Annotated in this window: 17 protein-coding genes; 7 read left to right on the forward strand and 10 right to left on the reverse strand. The window is 62.3% G+C overall.

Features of this window, described 5'->3' with window-relative positions; translation table 11 throughout:
* Positions 1-12: 12 nt before the first annotated feature.
* The 5 genes from F9K20_RS02670 to F9K20_RS02685 all read right to left on the reverse strand — a co-directional run bounded on the left by F9K20_RS02670 (position 13) and on the right by F9K20_RS02685 (position 5,787).
* A complete protein-coding gene (locus F9K20_RS02670; protein WP_290997276.1) occupies positions 13-1,305 on the reverse strand; it encodes an MFS transporter in 1,293 nt (430 codons plus the stop codon).
* Positions 1,302-3,749, reverse strand: a complete 2,448-nt coding sequence (locus F9K20_RS02675; protein WP_290997277.1) for a heavy metal translocating P-type ATPase — start codon at positions 3,747-3,749, stop codon at positions 1,302-1,304. Before F9K20_RS02675 ends, F9K20_RS02670 begins: the two co-directional genes overlap by 4 nt.
* Before the next feature lie 584 nt (positions 3,750-4,333).
* The gene (locus tag F9K20_RS02680) at positions 4,334-5,014 is read right to left on the reverse strand and encodes an ATP-binding cassette domain-containing protein (protein ID WP_290997278.1); all 681 of its coding nucleotides are present in this window, start codon (positions 5,012-5,014) and stop codon (positions 4,334-4,336) included.
* Positions 5,015-5,113: 99 nt separating this feature from the next.
* Complete coding sequence (locus tag F9K20_RS21230) at positions 5,114-5,365, reverse strand: hypothetical protein (protein WP_367115820.1); 252 nt, start codon at positions 5,363-5,365, stop codon at positions 5,114-5,116.
* Complete coding sequence (locus tag F9K20_RS02685) at positions 5,317-5,787, reverse strand: SbmA/BacA-like family transporter (RefSeq protein WP_290997409.1); 471 nt, start codon at positions 5,785-5,787, stop codon at positions 5,317-5,319. The genes F9K20_RS21230 and F9K20_RS02685 overlap by 49 nt, the downstream gene beginning before the upstream one ends.
* Before the next feature lie 578 nt (positions 5,788-6,365).
* Here F9K20_RS02685 and F9K20_RS02690 point away from each other — a divergent pair.
* Positions 6,366-7,091, forward strand: coding sequence for a class I SAM-dependent methyltransferase (locus F9K20_RS02690; RefSeq protein WP_290997279.1), 726 nt, complete (start codon positions 6,366-6,368; stop codon positions 7,089-7,091).
* A gap of 478 nt (positions 7,092-7,569) precedes the next feature.
* Here F9K20_RS02690 and F9K20_RS21235 read toward each other — a convergent pair whose 3' ends face one another.
* Entirely contained in the window at positions 7,570-7,914 is a 345-nt protein-coding gene (locus F9K20_RS21235) for a cation transporter dimerization domain-containing protein (protein WP_367115819.1), read from the reverse strand.
* Positions 7,915-8,743: 829 nt separating this feature from the next.
* On the reverse strand, positions 8,744-9,055 hold the full coding sequence (locus F9K20_RS02695) for a copper-binding protein (RefSeq protein WP_290997280.1): 312 nt from the start codon (positions 9,053-9,055) through the stop codon (positions 8,744-8,746).
* Positions 9,056-9,387: 332 nt separating this feature from the next.
* Between F9K20_RS02695 and F9K20_RS02700 the strand changes: the two genes are divergently transcribed.
* From F9K20_RS02700 to F9K20_RS02715, 4 genes are all read left to right on the forward strand, one after another.
* A complete protein-coding gene (locus tag F9K20_RS02700) occupies positions 9,388-9,696 on the forward strand; it encodes a metalloregulator ArsR/SmtB family transcription factor (protein ID WP_290997281.1) in 309 nt (102 codons plus the stop codon).
* A 3-nt stretch (positions 9,697-9,699) separates the two neighbouring features.
* Positions 9,700-10,872 (forward strand): DUF4346 domain-containing protein, encoded by a 1,173-nt coding sequence (locus tag F9K20_RS02705; RefSeq protein WP_290997282.1) that lies wholly within the window; start codon positions 9,700-9,702, stop codon positions 10,870-10,872.
* A complete protein-coding gene (locus F9K20_RS02710; protein ID WP_290997283.1) occupies positions 10,862-11,254 on the forward strand; it encodes a hypothetical protein in 393 nt (130 codons plus the stop codon). The genes F9K20_RS02705 and F9K20_RS02710 overlap by 11 nt, the downstream gene beginning before the upstream one ends.
* Positions 11,255-11,391: 137 nt before the next feature.
* The gene (locus tag F9K20_RS02715; protein ID WP_290997284.1) at positions 11,392-11,763 is read left to right on the forward strand and encodes a cytochrome c biogenesis protein CcdA; all 372 of its coding nucleotides are present in this window, start codon (positions 11,392-11,394) and stop codon (positions 11,761-11,763) included.
* 183 nt (positions 11,764-11,946) lie between these two features.
* On the opposite strand, the gene F9K20_RS02720 is transcribed toward F9K20_RS02715, so the two are convergent.
* Genes F9K20_RS02720 through F9K20_RS02730 form a run of 3 tightly spaced genes read right to left on the reverse strand, consistent with a single transcriptional unit; the run spans position 11,947 to position 14,086 of the window.
* Positions 11,947-12,969, reverse strand: a complete 1,023-nt coding sequence (locus F9K20_RS02720) for an ATP-binding protein (protein ID WP_290997285.1) — start codon at positions 12,967-12,969, stop codon at positions 11,947-11,949.
* Positions 12,966-13,364 (reverse strand): hypothetical protein, encoded by a 399-nt coding sequence (locus F9K20_RS02725; RefSeq protein ID WP_290997286.1) that lies wholly within the window; start codon positions 13,362-13,364, stop codon positions 12,966-12,968. Before F9K20_RS02725 ends, F9K20_RS02720 begins: the two co-directional genes overlap by 4 nt.
* On the reverse strand, positions 13,361-14,086 hold the full coding sequence (locus tag F9K20_RS02730; protein ID WP_290997287.1) for a response regulator: 726 nt from the start codon (positions 14,084-14,086) through the stop codon (positions 13,361-13,363). The genes F9K20_RS02725 and F9K20_RS02730 overlap by 4 nt, the downstream gene beginning before the upstream one ends.
* 229 nt (positions 14,087-14,315) lie before the next feature.
* Here F9K20_RS02730 and F9K20_RS02735 point away from each other — a divergent pair, with 229 nt between their 5' ends.
* Positions 14,316-14,843: a cytochrome c gene (locus tag F9K20_RS02735; protein WP_290997288.1), complete on the forward strand. Its 528-nt coding sequence runs from the start codon at positions 14,316-14,318 to the stop codon at positions 14,841-14,843.
* 753 nt (positions 14,844-15,596) lie between these two features.
* Positions 15,597-15,875 (forward strand): hypothetical protein, encoded by a 279-nt coding sequence (locus F9K20_RS02740; RefSeq protein WP_290997289.1) that lies wholly within the window; start codon positions 15,597-15,599, stop codon positions 15,873-15,875.
* The last annotated feature ends 39 nt before the right edge of the window (positions 15,876-15,914 follow it).

Consider the following 15,914-nt stretch of genomic DNA (forward strand, 5'->3'; position numbering starts at 1 on the left):
CCGGCTATGGCGCTAATGTGGAAGGTAGCGCTGCGAGGCACGGGCCTCCGGCACTGACGCAATGGCCCCGCGCGGCCCCGTGCCGTGAAGACGTTGGGCCAGCCCGAAACTGGCGACGAGCGCCGACAGCACAACTACGGCCGTTACGGTGAACGCCGCGCCGGGCAGTATGGTGACACCGAACAGCAAACCGCCGGCCGCGGAGCCCAGCGCTTGCCCAAGGCTCGCGGCCGCCGTGGCCCAGCCGAGATCGGCCCCTTGCGTTTCACCAGCGCCAAGCGACACCCAGTACGTCACGATCGGAGATAGAAGGCCGGCACTTGCCGCGACCAACGCCACCGCGGCAGTGGTCGCAGAATCGCTCGTAGCCAGGGGGACTGCGAGGAGACCCAGCGCCAGCGTCACCACGCCAGGCGTGAACAGCCAGCGCGTTGAGTCCGGCTTGACGAGCGGGGAAAATATGAGCGCCTGAGCTGCGAACATGACCAGACTGCACGCGGCGAACATCCTGCCGATTTGACTGGCATCCATGCCGAGTTCGTACCTGCCGCGCAGCGAGAGTCCAACCTCGAAGGCGCCGACGGCCACGGCGGTGACAAAGGCGATGGCCCATAAGCGCAGCATCACGGACCAGTCACTATGCTTGTTCGTCGCCGCAATCCGGCGCTGCCGTCCGGGGACCGGACGGGGCACGAGGCGCCAAATCGCCAAAGCAGCGATGAGCGCAAGGGCCGACGTGGCCAGGAACAGGACAGAAAAGGCTCGCGCGACTGCTTCGGTCGGCGGTTCCTTAAAGGTGCCTAGCACAAGGCCGCCCAATATCGGGCCAACAAAGAATCCGAGCATCCCCGCGACGCCAATTAGCGCGAAACGGTGCGCGCGCCATTCCTTCGAGGGGGCGTGATCGCCGATGAGGGCATACGCAGCTGGCACAATCGCCGCCGCGAATACACCGTCGAAGAACCGGCCAAGGTAGACGAGAGGTATGCTTTCCAAGCGTGCGAACAAGGCAACGCTGGCGGCAAATCCGGTGAGGCCCGTGAGCAGCACCGGGCGTCGCCCCCACCGGTCGGAAATCTTGCCCCAAAACGGCGCGAACAAAAAGATGGCAAGAATATAGGTCCCGGTGATCAGACCGGTATGCCAAGGCGACGTTGCAGGGTCAGTCGCACCCGAGATCCGATCGACCAGATAGGGCAGGATCGGCAGCACGATGCCGTACCCGACGCTGATCGCGAACACGGCCAGCAGTAGGGCGAAGAGTGCATCCCAAGATAGCGGCTGCAATCTCAGCTCCTCGATCACGCAATCGCCTCCGCTGGGCGCAAGGCGAGCTCCTGTTTGCTACTGTATCGGGAGATGCCGGCGAGCTTGACGCGCTTGAGCATCAGCGCGTTGACGGCGACGATCACGGAGCTGCCGGACATCGACAGAGCGGCGATCTCGGGGCTGAGCAGGAACGGGTAGAAAACACCGGCGGCCAACGGGAAGGCGATGACATTGTAGCCAACCGCCCACCACAGGTTCTGGTGCATCTTGCGCAGCGTGGCTCGTGACAGCTCTACGGCGCCGACCACATCGTAGGGGTCGCTCTTCATCAACACCACATCGGCGCTCTCGATAGCAACGTCGGTGCCGGCGCCGATGGCAAATCCGACATCGGCCTGCGTCAGGGCAGGGGCGTCATTAACGCCATCGCCGACCATGCCGACTTTCTTCCCCTGCCCCTGCAGCTCCTTCACCTTTTCGGCTTTCTGCCCCGGAAGCACATCGGCCAGGACGATATCGACGCCAAGATCGCGGGCAATGCGTTCGGCCGTGCCGGCATTGTCGCCGGTCAACATGGCCACCTGCACGCCCCGCTCGCGCAATTGGGCGACGGTGGCGGCGGCCGTGGGGCGCGGCGCGTCGGCAATGGCGATCAGTCCGATTACCTTGCCGGCCCGCGCCACATGCACCACGGTTCTGCCGGCGCCCTGCAACCGCCGCGCTTCGGCCGCGAGCTCACCGAGCGCGAGCTTCTGCGAATCCATGAGCCGGCGATTGCCCAGGAACACGGTCTCGCCGCCGATCTCGGCGCGCGCGCCCATGCCCTCGATGTTCTCGAAGCCGGACTGGCGTGGAACGGCGAGGCCTTGCGCGCGCCGAACGATGGCTTGCGCCAGGGGATGATCCGACCCTTGCTCGACCGAGGCGGCGTTGGTCAGCACGTCATCGATGGTCGCGCCCTTTGCCGTCACCACATCGACGACCTCAGGCTGCCCGACAGTAAGCGTCCCAGTCTTGTCGAAGATGATGACATCGAGCTTCGTTGCGTCCTCCAAGGCAGCGGCATTCTTAAAAAGGATTCCATTCATGGCGCCGAGGCCGGTCCCGACCATGATGGCCATGGGCGTTGCCAGCCCGAGGGCGTCCGGGCAGGCGATGACAAAGACGGTGATGGTGAGAGTCATGGCGAACAGCAACGTCTCGCCGATCCACCAGAACCAAACCGCAAAGGTCAGCAGCCCGATGACGATGGCGGCCAGCACGAGCCACTGGGACGCGCGGTCGGCCAAGAGCTGTGCTGGCGCTTTGGAGTTCTGCGCCTCCTGCACCAGCTTCACAATCTGCGCCAGGGCTGTGTCCGCCCCCACCTTGGTGGCCGTGTAGCGGAAGGTTCCGCTCTTGTTGATCGTTGCACCGATCACCGTGTCGCCGGGCTTCTTCTCGATCGGCATCGATTCGCCGGTCAACATCGATTCATCGACCGTAGAGCGCCCTTCGGTGACCTTGCCGTCGACCGGTATCTTGTTGCCTGGCCGGATGACGACCGTATCGCCGACGAGCACCTCTGCCGTCGAGATCTCGATCTCGCGCCCTTTGCGAAGCACTGTCGCCATCGGCGGCGCCAGATCGAGCAAGGCGCGGATCGCTTCCGAGGCCCCTGCCCGAGCGCGCATCTCGAGCCAGTGACCGAGCAGAATGAAAACGAGCAGGACGGCGGAAGCCTCATAAAACTGCTCGCCCTCAAAGAAGAAGGTGGCACCGACGCTGAAGAGGTAGCCGGTGCCGACGCTGAGGACGACGAGCACGGCCATGTTGAGGACGCCGTTGCGCAGCGCGCGCACGGCGGCGACGACGAATGGCCATACAGGATAAAGGATCGCGGCACTCGCAAGGAAGAACAGGAACAGATTGAGTTGCAGACCAAAGGGCGGCTTCAGCTGAACGAAGTCCATGCCCATCGGCGAGTAGAGAAAGATTGGGATACTGAAGACCAGGCTGATCCAGAACCGGTTGCGCATATCGCGAACCATGTCCTGCATGTCCATTCCCGCTGCGTGACCCATTTCATGGGTCATCTCGTCCATCCGCCCCGCGGCGGCGGCATGGACATGCGCAGGCTCTCGTTCGCGATCCCTCGGTGGGGCGTGATGCGCCTCAGGCACCGGTACGGCATGAACACTATGCACGTGGTCGCCTGCATGGTCTTTCGGGCGCGACGCGGGCTTGCTGCGAGCCGGTTCCGCGCCCTCACAGAGATGCTTGGGCTCCAGCCTGCCGGCACAATGATGCCCACACTGCTCGATTGCCTGCGCGAGAGCCGCGACAGTGACCCGCTGCTCGTCGAAAGTGACAGTGGCGCAACCGGAGACCGGGTTGACCGCCACCGCCGCGACGCCATCGAGCTTCGCCAGCTGCTTCTCGACGCCCTGGGCTCCGAGCGGTGACAGGAGCTCCCCAACGTGCAGGTTAATGGTTTTCATCCGGTTTGTTCTCCGCGATTAAGCTGGCCGGGGCACGCGTGGGGGGACACGCACCGACGAATTGATGGTGGTACCGCAATGCCCTCCGTCGCCTGCGCGACACGCCGAAATGTGTGATCGCCCAACGCACCTGCCTTTGATCTAGGTCAGCTTAGGCAGATTTGCAGTCGCTGAGTTTGTAACCGCCTGTAACAGCTCTCTGGCGAGATCGCTCGGATCGGCCCGCCGGGGGTCGAAAAGCAGATAGCTGGGATAGCAGGGCTCGGCCAATAACGGTCTGCTGCACCATAGGACCGGGCGCTGTGTACCGGGCAAGGTCCCGTTAGAGACACAGGCCCCGTAGGCCCGAGAATAGGTTAAGGCCTGCTACGGCAAGCGATTGGTCTCAGGGCGGCTAATCCAGGCGCAAGGAGCGCGGCGGGGCGACTTGTCACTGCCACGAGGGTTGGACCACCGCGCGATCACGCTGATTCGACCAAGGCGAGGCGCTGGTCCAGATCAATTGCGCGATCATGCAAGGCAGCGAGCGAGGAGCGATGGCCTATAGAAACGATCGCCGCATTGGGCAGCTCGGCTTGGATAGCTCACATCAGATAAGCCTCCGCATGCTCGTCGAGTGCCGACGTCGCCTCGTCGAGGAACAAGACATCGGGACGCGCAATCAGCGCCCGGGCAAAGCCAATCCGCTGCTGCTCTCCCAAAGAAAGCATGGCGCTCCATTGGTCGACATGGTCGAGCGAAGCCAAGAGGTGGCCAAGGCCGACCTTGGCAAGCGCGTGGCGTAACTCTGAATCGGGGATGGCGTGCTCCTCCGCAGGATAGGCGAGCACTACCCGCAGGGATCCTAGTGGCAAGTACGGCGATTGCGGTAGCACAAGCATCCGCGCGCCCTCCACCAGCGCGACACTTCCGCTGGAATAGGGCCAGAAGCCGCAAATGGCGCGCAGCAACGTTGTCTTGCCGCATTCCGATGGTCCTTTGAGGAGTAGCGTCTGCCCCGCCTCGACACTGAAGTTGGCGCCCTCAATGAGCGCCGTGCCGTCCGGTGTCGTCACGTTGAGCTCGGCAACGGAAAGCGGCACCTGGGGCCATCCTCTCTCCATCGCCACGCCGCCCCTCGGGGGGACCGGTCCAGCAAGGCCCGCTTGCGCCGCGAATCCCGACAGACGGTCAACAACGGCTTTCCACTCAGCAATGCGCGCATAGGCATTGACGAAGAACGAGAGTGAGGTTTGCACCTGCCCAAAGGCGCCTGCCGTCTGCATGATGGTGCCTGAGCTGAATCTGTCCCGTGAAGAAGGGCCGCGCCAGGATTGCGTACGGCGAGATAACAGCAGCCTGGTTGTAGCCGGCCGTGAAGAACGTCAGCGTCTTTTGCCGGCGCATGATGGCGTGCCAGTTTCCGACAATGCTCGCGAAGCGGCTGGAGAGAGTAACCCGCGCTCGGCGGCCTCGCCGCCCATCAGCGCTACTTGCTCTGCGTTCTCGCGCAGGCGCACAAGGCCAAAGCGGAAGTCAGCTCCCAAGCGCTGCTGGTTGAACTTGAGGCCTATGAGCCTGCGGCCGATCAATGAGCGCCCATGGTTGCCATGAGCGCAAACGCGGCTGCGATCCACACCAGATAGCCTGGCACGGCAAACTCGTGATTTCCGATCACCAACGGGACCTGGCTCGAGATGCCCCAGAGGATCGCGCCGAACGAAGCGAGCATGGTCACCGCGGACAACAACCCGATGCCGAGCGACAACGTCTGATCGATGAACATGGCGACGTCATCGGCGATGCGCTGATCGGGATTGTCGGCGGCGTCCCCCTTAAGCCGCATCCGGTAGTGCACGCCATTGGTGAGCCAGCGGTCGAGATAGGTATGCGTCATCCATCGCCGCCAGCGGATTTGCAGCCATTGATTGAGATAGAGCTGATAGACGGAAACGAGCATGAAGGCGGCGCCGATGACGGCGAAGAGGATGAGCTGCCGCCAGAACACCAGGCAGGTTCTTCTTCTGCAGCGCGTCGAAGAAGTCTGCGTTCCAGTAATTGAACCAGACCGTCAGACAGACTTGCGTGCACTCGGCAGCTACGACAGCAGCGAGAACGGCGCGTCCAATCCGCGCTTCCTTGACGCTCCAGGTACTGAGTGGACCGAATTGAACTGTGGTCTCTTCATTCGAGGTGAAGTAGGAGGCCGCCAGCCGCCATATTGCGGGGATTTGCTTTTGTGCCTTGTCCAACATTCCGCAACGACTCGCTTAGGCAAAGTGGTTCTGCCCGGCCGAGCGCGATCTGATGCAATCAGGAGATCGCGCTTGAAACGAGTGCAGATGCCGCGCGGGAGGACTTCAAGCGCTTTGCGGAGAAATCGAAGAAATGATCCGCGCAGGCTCGATCGCGAGTCGCATATTGCCACCGCGCCCCGCGAGCACCTCCCGTGAGCGCGCCATCGCCTGCACGTCAGATGACGGTGTCACTGCTCGCTGGGACCTCAATGATGACTTCAATACATGCCGGCCCAACGAGAACGAAACAGAGCATCGGGGTCGTTGCAGTAATGGCCGGGGGAACGATCGCATTCGCTGTCCCATACTTATGGCGCGCAGTCCCCAGGGGAACAGGTGTGTGCCGGTTCACATGCTACCGAACGCGCATTCCCAACAGCAAACCTCTCAGGGGCGACAATCAAAAATGCAGCACTCAGGAAAGAGCTACGACCGACTGGCTCGGTTCTATGATGCCGTGTCACATTTCTATAGCGGGGGCCAGATTCACGCGCTAAAGGCTTCTCAGATCGACGAATTGCAGCCCGGCAGCAGGATCTTGTACGCTGGTGTCGGTGGGGGTGAAGATGCACTGCTGGCTGCAGAACGCGGGGTGATGCTGACCATCCTAGATGCATCGCCGTTGATGCTCGAGCGGGCCGCGCGCAAATTCCGCGCTGCGCGCGTCTACGATCACATCGAAATTATCTGCTCCGACGTGCTCGAGCATGAGCGCCCCGTCTACTACGACGTCGTTGTTGCCAATTTCTTCCTGAACATTTTCTCTGAGCCCACCATGAAAGTCGTGCTGGCTCACCTGGTGACGATGATCAAGCCAGGCGGGAAGCTATTGATTGGTGATTTCTCCTATCCCCGGGGACGATCGACCACGAGAGCCATTCAATGCATGTACTACTACCTTTCCATGTTCACCTTCTGGCTCCTTGGCGGCACGCCTCTGCATCCGATCTACGACTACCCGCAATTTTTTGGGGACGTCGATCTTCGCACGCAGAGCGTCAAGCGCTTCAAAGTAAGCGCACTTTTCCCCGTCTCGTTCGCAGCAATCTCGGCGGTAAAGATGTAAAAGGATGCTGTCGGTCATCGCATGCGCAACCTCAAAAAGCTATCGTGGCCGCTGATGATCTCGTCGCTATCATCTGTCGGAGCTGCGTCGGGTTGAGTTCTCTTTCGACACCGAGCGACGGACCTGCAATAGTTGCTTACGCGATGCATGCCATCGCGACGCATGCGCTTCCGGCCTTTCCTTACCGGTTGCCGTTACGCAAAACTTTTCGGGTTGCGCGCCACACGAGGGGCAACGCGCGAGCCGCGCATCGACGCTACTCATGTAGAATAGCTCGTCTCGATATTGTGCGGACCATGGCACTCGTGTCATGAAGTTGTTCTCTCCATCAACGCCGCTCGGCTCTGCGAGCACGCGCCCATGATGCAACGTGGTCAAAAGTTAAGGGTCTGCAACCGGCACCCTACGTCTTGATTTAGTCTCGGATCACTCACGCCGTCCTTCGTCAAGCAGGCTTCCCTGTTGCGGTTTTCGGCCGCTACGCTCGCACGTCCCTCCGCGAGGGACGTACTATCTTGAATGCCTGCGCGCCGGCATGACGCCCGTCCACATGTGCAGCCGACCGGGCGTCAGCGCCTGCAGGATTAGCCCCGTGAATGCGCACGTTCGCAACCGACAGCGCTGGAATGTGCGCGAATAGCGCCCGCTTGATCTGTCCTCCAAATCTATCGGCCTTGGCTATGGACAGCGTGTTGTCGACAAGGACCGCCACGTCGGCGTGAAGCCGATGGCCGAGCCAGCGCACCTCAACCTCAAGCAATTTGTTAAGACCGTCGACGTGCTCTGCCGCATGACGAATTTCGCCGACGAGGCCCGGGTCCACTCCATCGAGCGTCCGCGTGAGGACAGACTTAGCGGCTCTCAATATAGATCCCGCGCCCCCCGTAAAGTTTCACACCCTATCGCTAATGACTATGAGACTGCAGTGGTGACGTAAGTGCCTTCCCTCCGTCGCCATGCGTTACGCAGTCATGCTGCATACTCATCATTTGGTCCGCATTTGATGGTCGCATTTGACCATGTGCGCCTGGGCCATGCGGCGGCCACAGTCACAGGACGAGGCCCAACGAAAGGAGAGCAGGGCAACACGAAGGATGCCATGTAGAGAGGATGGCGGGTGCTCGTGCCAGCGTCAAGTGAGCATTCCGTAGCAGTGTGTCAGCGAGAAGCAGCGAAGAACGGGTATCCTAATTTCTGATTGTGTTGCTCGAAGCGTCCAGCGTCGGGCACCGTTACCATGCGACGGGCGCGTCAAAGTTGGCCGCCCTATTCCCTCCGTGCGTGCGAGCGCACGATCGTCGAAGCCCGCGGTCTCTGGCGATAGAAGCGCTGGAAGCTTGGCGTGTTGGGCGTCTTCGTCCAGATACCTGGGATCGCTTCGTCCTTATGGCAGTAAATGCGGCGCGGCAGGTTGTGGCAGTGGTGATAGCTGCGCGGGGCGGCCAGTTCGAATGACGGCCGCTTATATATCTCTGCCATCGGAAACGAGCCAAATGGGCTTGCTTCAGCGCCGATCGCGAATAGAGACGCACAAACTAGGAGCGCAAGTCGCAGCATGAAAGGCGTGTCCATGTGCATCTCTTTCACAATCTGCCTGCTCGCAATGGGGCTCGATGTGCAGCGGGCGCCTCATCAGAGCCCTGGGAGGTGCATCACCGAGCCGTTTCAATTTCGATAACTGTCAGCTCACCGTTCACTTTGTCGGCCATGAACTTGATCGCGTCCCCTGGCTTCACTTCTTTGAGCATGGCCGGCTTGCCTGCTTTGAACACCATTGTCATGGCCTCCATCTGCAGGTTGGGAATGGCGTCGTGGGCGATAGTTATTTTGCCGGCCGATTCATCGACCTTGGTGACCTTGCCGGCGACCACGGGATGGTCCTGTCCCTCATGAGCAAACGTTGCCGATATCGGTGAAACCGCGATTGCCGCCATGACGAAGGCAGCCGACAAGAACATGCGCATAGCTTTCTCTCCTAAACCCGTTTGCAACGACTTCAGGTGCCAAGCCTATGCCTGTGCACCCCACGGCAACAGTCGATATGGCGTCAATCCGCAGAGATTTGCGGGAACAGGACGGCAATTTTGGTAACCGCTTGTAACGGTCCGCCGCGTTTGAGAGGCGACCTTATTGTTGAACCCTGCCCCAGAGCCGAGCGCCAACCTTGGAACGAGTGAGGCCGCACTAGTCTTCGACGGCAGCGCATGCTATTCATTCTTATATGAGTACGAATATACGAAAACGGCCGCGCCCGCCCGCTGACGCCTGCGGCGTCCCCTGCTTCCAGATAGACCTCGTGCGGCAGCTGCGGGCGCAGCTGCCGAGCGATGAGGTGCTCGCCGAGATGCGCGGTACATTTGCCGCGCTGGCCGATCCGGCGCGGCTGAAGATCCTCTATGCGCTCCGCAACGGCGAGGAACTCTGCGTCTGCGACGTGGCGCACGTGCTGGGCACCAGCATCTCGACCGCCTCGCACCACCTGCGCAAGCTGCGGGACTTGAAGATTCTCAAATACCGCAACGACGGAAAGATGGCCTACTACGCGCTCCGCAGTCCGCTGGCGCGGCGGCTGGTGCGGCAAGCCCTGGAGAGTGTGCAGGGGTAAGCGATGCGTACAAAGGAGAAAGGCGAGTCCTCGGTCGTTGCCGTCGTCCAAGAGCAACTGGACGCCGCCATCGGCGCGACCAAGTGCCACCAATGCGGCTGCTTGCAGCAGACGGTGGAGGCGCTGGCGACGACGCCGGCCGGCAAGGACGCGCTGGCGGACAAGCTGAGTGAGGCGCGCGCGGTCTTCAAGGCCAAGTGCTATGACTGCCTCGGCTGTGCGGTTTGCTATCCGGCCATCGCCGCCAACGCCTTTGTCGAGGCATTCCCCGACGCGGGCGCGGGCTTGGATCTGTGCCCCACCGAGGCGCCAGAGGAACGGGGAGGCTGGCCGCCGCTGCCAGGTGATTATCACGTGCTGCGCTACCGCGCGCCGGTCGCCGTTTGCGTGCTCAACAGCGGGGAGCTGGCGCTGAGGCTCAGCCGTCGGGCTCTCGAGGGCCTAGCGATTGTCGGCACCATGCACACCGAGAACCTGGGGATCGAGCGGCTCATCAAGAATATTACGAGTAACCCGCATATTCGCTTTCTGCTGCTGTGCGGCGAGGACACGCAGAAGGTCGTCGGGCATCTGCCGGGGCAATCCCTGCACAGCCTTTTTGCGAACGGCATCGATGAGCGCGGGCGCATCGTCGGAGCGCGCGGCAAACGCCCGGTGCTCAGAAACGTCTCCCCGGAGGAGATCGCGGCGTTCCGCCGGCAGATCGAACTCATTTCGCGCATCGGCGAAGAACGCGAAGTCGCCATTGTTGATGAGGTCGACCGTCTGCGTCGGCGCGATCCTGGCCCATACACCGCCATCGTTGCTGCACCGGCCGTGGAGATGGTGCAAGGGAAAGAACCGGAACGGCTGGTGCTCGATGCGGGTGGTTACTTCGTTGTCTATCCCGATTTCCGGCACGCACGGCTGACGCTGGAACACTACACCAACCCCGGCGTGCTGGACTGCGTCATCGAGGGCGCCACACCGGCGGCGCTCTATGCAACCGCCATCGACCGCGGGTTGCTCACGCGTCTCGATCATGCCGCCTATCTCGGCCGCGAGCTGGCCCGCGCCGAAGAGAGCCTGCGCACCGGCCGGCCATACGTGCAGGACCGCGCGCCCGGCGAGGTTCTGCCAGTTGCTGTCAAACCTGCGTGCGGCTGCGGCCCGGAAGAGGTGTGCCATGAACGGTAGATGGGTTGGCCTTGCCAGCGTGCTGCTCGCCGCTGTGGGCGTTGTCACCTATAAGCAAGTGGCTTCCGGCACAGGGCCTTTGGAGGCGGCTACCAGCACGCCGTCCGTGCTTCTGGTCGCCGATCTCAACGAGGCGGGAGATGCCGGCGATGGCTGCGCGCAAATCATCAGCGCCGTGCGCAGCGCCGGCAAGCGCGGCATCGAGGTCGCGGAGCTCATGCCGAACAACTCTTCTAAGCTGCTTGCGCGCTACCGCGTGGTGGCGGCTCCGACCGTGATCATCATCGACAAGGACGGCCGCGAAACTGCGCGTTACGAGGGGGAAGACACAGAGACCGTGCAGGCCATCGAGGCCAAGCTTGCCACGCTGGGCAGCGACTAGATGGATGTTGTCGCTCAGCTTGAGCGGCGCGCTCACCGGCGGCAGCTTGATGGCGCTACCGTTGTCGCTCGCCGGTGGGGTGATTGCGGGGCTGAATCCCTGCTGCCTGGGCTCTATCCCGCCGCGGCGGCGACCTGTTGCGCCGGCAGAGAGTCCGATCCGCGGCGCAGCGCCTCCAACGTCGTAGCCTTCGTACTCGGCATTGCCGTCGCCATGGCGGCCCTGGGCCTTGCCATCTCCCTGGCGGGACGCATTACGGGGCTGGGAAGCGGTGGGCGCTACCTAGCGGCGCTGGTGCCGCTGCTGATGGGGGTGCATCTATTGGGCTGGGTGCACCTGCCCTTGGCGCGGCTGAGGGCGCCCGACTCCGCGCCGGCGGCGCCTTCGGTACGGGCTTTCTTCTCTCGCCGGTCCTCGGGCCGTGCGGCACACCCATCCTGGCCGCGGTGCTGTCTTATGCCGCGTACCAAGGGCAGATGCTGTATGGCGCCCTGCTGCTCTTTCTCTAGGGCCTCGGCGCCAGCGCGCCGCTGCTGTTGGTGGGCACCGGTGAAGAAAGCCTCGCCCGGTCACTGGATGCTGCCGGGTGGAGCGCTTGGGTGGATCGGGGATCCGGCGGTCTGCTGTTGGCCCTCGGCTTTTATCTGTTGTGGGTCGCCTGAGATTGGCAGCAGCTGACCACCGGATCGAACTCACATCCCGAGGCGCGTCTCACGGACGGATGGTAGAGTGATCATGACGCGAAGTCCTCCCTCATGGCGATTCGCGAGCGTGATATCGCCACCGAGACCGCGGATCAAACTCCGGGCAACCGTCAACCCGAGACCGGTGCCATCGATTGCCTTGTCGGTCGTTTGCGGCAGGCGCCGAAACGGCTCGAAAATCTCTGCGTGGAGAGGCTCGGGAATGCCAGGGCCATCGTCCTCCACCGCAATCTCGATCGCGCCGGGCTGTTCGGCAACAGAGATTCTCGCCCGCTTGCCATACTTGACTGCGTTCTCCACGATGTTCGTCAGCGCACGCTGCAAAGCGATGGGCCGAGTGCGAAGAGGAAGATGCTCCGGGCCGCTGAAATTCACTTCGCCGCCAGCATCGCTCGCATCGTCGGCCACACGCTGCACAAGTGACATGACGTCGAGCATCTCAGTCGGTTCGGCCGTGAAGTCGAGGCGTGCAAAGCCAAGAGTGGCCGCGATCATGCGCTGCATTTGCTGCAGGTCTTGGAGGATCGCCCTGCGGGCTTCCTCCTCGCCAATCTCCTCCACCCTGAGGCGTAGCCGTGTGATCGGCGTCCCGAGGTCGTGCGCAATAGCTGCCGCAAGGGCGATCCGGTCCTCCACCAGCCGGCGGATGCGGGCTTGCATACGGTTGAACGCCTTCGCCGCCGTGCGCACCTCAAATGGTCCCCGCTCATCCAGCGGGGGCGCCTGAATGTCGGTCCCTAACCGCTCGGCTGCCGCGGCAAAATAGGTCAGAGGCTGCGTCCAACGCTGCAGCACCCAGCCGGCCACAAGAAGCACTGACGTCAACATCGCGCCGAGCGCCGCACCGACTTTCCAAACGGAAAACGGGCTGACGCCTAAGAGCGGGCTTACTGCTGCCAGCCATGAACCGTCGGCCAGCTGAACCTTTGTTGTCACCGTGCCGAGTGGATAGATTTCCGCTAACGGCTTTTCCGGTATGTGCTCGATCTCCGCGTGGGTCGACTTGTTCATTGTCGCCAGCAGGGCGTTGATTTCCCCGCCGTGTACGCAACGCGGATGCCCTGTGGCAGGGGGCGTCCCAGCATCGCACTCAGCATATGCTCGAAGAAATGAAGCCTCGTCCCCTCGGGCAGCGACTGGCTGGAAGTGGGACCGGATGACACCGAAAATTGGACGAGCGGGCTACTGACGAGCTGCAATACTGACGTGCGCTCCCCAACAGGAGTTCTTTCGGCCAGCTTCGAGATCGATGCGATGCAGTCGGCCAGCAGAGCATCGTGCAGCAGCCCGGCGGTCATCTCACTTCGCTGCGCGTAGAGCCATAGACCAATGAGATGCGATAACGACAAGAATACCAACAGGACGACGATGATACGGCCTTTGATGGTGTCGAGGATTTGCGTCATTCCGCGCTCCCAATCACCTCCGGGGTGAACGCGTACCCCTTGTTGCGGATTGTCTTGATGAGCCGCGGCTGTTGCGGATCTGCTTCAATCTTGCGTCTTAGCCGCGTGACTTGCATGTCGATGCCGCGGTCGAAGGCAATAGCCGAGCGACCACGTGCGAGGTCGAGAAGCTGCTCCCGCGATAAAACGATCTGAGGATGCTCGGCAAAGGCGACAAGCAGGTCGAACTCACCATCAGTGAGCATCACACTCACGCCCGCCGGCGACTCCAATCGCCTGCGGCTGCGATCAAGCGTCCAACCCTCAAAGCGCAGCACGCTCGCCTTCTGCAGCACGTTCTGCGGAGGGAGCTCATTGGCGCGCCGCAAAACGGCCCTGATCCGCTCCAGAAGCTCCTGCGGATTGAACGGCTTCTGCACGTAATCGTCGGCTCCCATTTTGAGGCCGCGGATACGGTCGGCGTCTGAGCCGAGCAGCGTCAGCAGAATGATTGGGATGCGGCTCGTCTCTCTAAGCTCACGGCAGAGTGTCAGACCATCCTCACCCGGCATGACGCGATCGAGGATGACGAGATCGATGTTGGTTACGCCGAGGATCCGCCGCATCTCCTCGCCGTCTGCGGCCACATCTACGCGCAGGCCGTGCCTTCGCAGGAACCGTGACAGGAGATTGCGGAGCTCCTGGTCGTCGTCGACCACGAGAATATGGGGCTCGGTTTGCATTGCCATGCCTCTACTTGCATCGATCACAAGTGAACTTAAGGCCAAGCAAAATGCTTCCTCGAGGTCACGTTGTAACAGTACGTAACAGGCCAACAGCGTGACGTTGCGTTACGCTTGCAGGCTCGACAGCTGGATCGGCTGCAATCAAATTGGTGAATGAGGGACGGCCGCTGACAGCTGCGGGGCTCATAACCGAAGCTGGCTCACTTCCAAATCTGGGGAGCGCATTATGAAGTATCTCATCGGGTTCGTCGCCACGCTCCTGCTCGCCGCAAGCAGTGGCCTACTGGTCATTTTGAGCGGCGCTTTCAATGTCGCGGCCACCAACCCAGACAGCCAAATGACCGAGTGGCTTCTGCACACGACGATGCGGCGCTCCGTGGCGATGCGCTCGTCGGCAATCGTCGCACCACAGAGCTTCACCGAGGCGCAGGTGCGGGCCGGCTTCAAAGAGTTCAGGGCGATGTGTGCCGGGTGCCATGGGGCACCGGGCAAGATGCGGAGCGCGGCCGGCAAGGGGCTGCGTCCACGGGCGCCGGATCTCGCCTTGGCGGCGCCTGAGTGGACGAATGCGAACCTGTTCTGGATCGTCCAGAACGGCGTCAAGATGACGGGCATGCCATCATTCGGCCCGACACACGACGAGCAGACGCTTTGGAATATCGTCGCCTTCGTACGCCAGCTTCCGAACGTGACCGCTGAACAGTATCGGGCCCTCGAGGACGAGAGTGTCGCCGCGGGAGAGCACGAGCACTGAACAAAGCTACTGCAGCAATGAGCTCGATAGCGGTCGTTGGTTTCGCATGGTGTGTGTAACGCATCGTAACAGACGTGTTGTTGTGCGAGCACACCTGATCGCCGACGGACGCCTCCGCACGCCAGCAAACTTGAACGAGCTTGGCCAAGCGCTTAGCAAAGGATGTGAACGGATTTTGCACAGGATTCGCATGCCGCTGTGCCGGATAGCCATGGTCGTGCTGGGGTGCCTGGTGTGGGGGCTGTCAACGCCTGCCATGGCCTGCGACCACGCCCCCCGCGCTGACAGTGCGGCGATCGCTGACGCCAGTGCGCCCACCGCAGAAGCGGCATCCCTTACACACCCCACTCCGCTCGCACCCGCGATTTCTGTTGCGCACGCCGCTCGCAGCCTCCCGATCAACAAGTGTCCGGGCGCGTGCCCCGGTGCGTGTTGCTGCCATGGCGGCGTAGCATCGTGCTCCGCCGCGCATCCACCGGGTCACGAGAGCAGTGCCTTCCAACTACCCCCCGCGACAGGGACCGTTCGGGCCGGCCACAAGCCCGAGCAGGCGGTTCGCTACCGAGAGCCACTCTATGGGCTGGATCGGCCGCCCAAGGCGTGATGATCGAACCGGGCTCGATCGCGTGATGCTCGCCGACGAGTAGGGGCATCATCCAGTCTGCGCGTCGTAGTCGATTGAACCTGTGGCGCCGCGACGTTGCTTGCTTTCGCGGGTCACGCATCGTGACGCGTCGCAATAGGAGCAGACGTATGCGTGTACCAAGGCCAGCGCTGGCGCTGTTGTTGCTACTTCTCGCCGGTTGGGGCGAGCGCGATCTCGACTGGCCATATGCGGGGCCCATGCCGGATCAGCCGGTGGTGGTCCCGGAGGCGCACTACGGCTCCGTGCTGAGCGGCACGCGCAGCTTCCGGCCCGTGGAACCGCTACCGTGGGGCGGCGTGAACCGGCGTGTCACCCCCGAACAAAAAAGCGCGCCTCCCGACAAGTCGCAGCCGATGGAGGAGATGCCCAGTCATCGCCACCACTAGGTCACCGCAATCAGTATGAGCGTACGTATCGGGGGTTGA

The organism is Hyphomicrobium sp. (assembly GCF_009026145.1).
Lineage (GTDB): Bacteria > Pseudomonadota > Alphaproteobacteria > Rhizobiales > Hyphomicrobiaceae > Hyphomicrobium_A.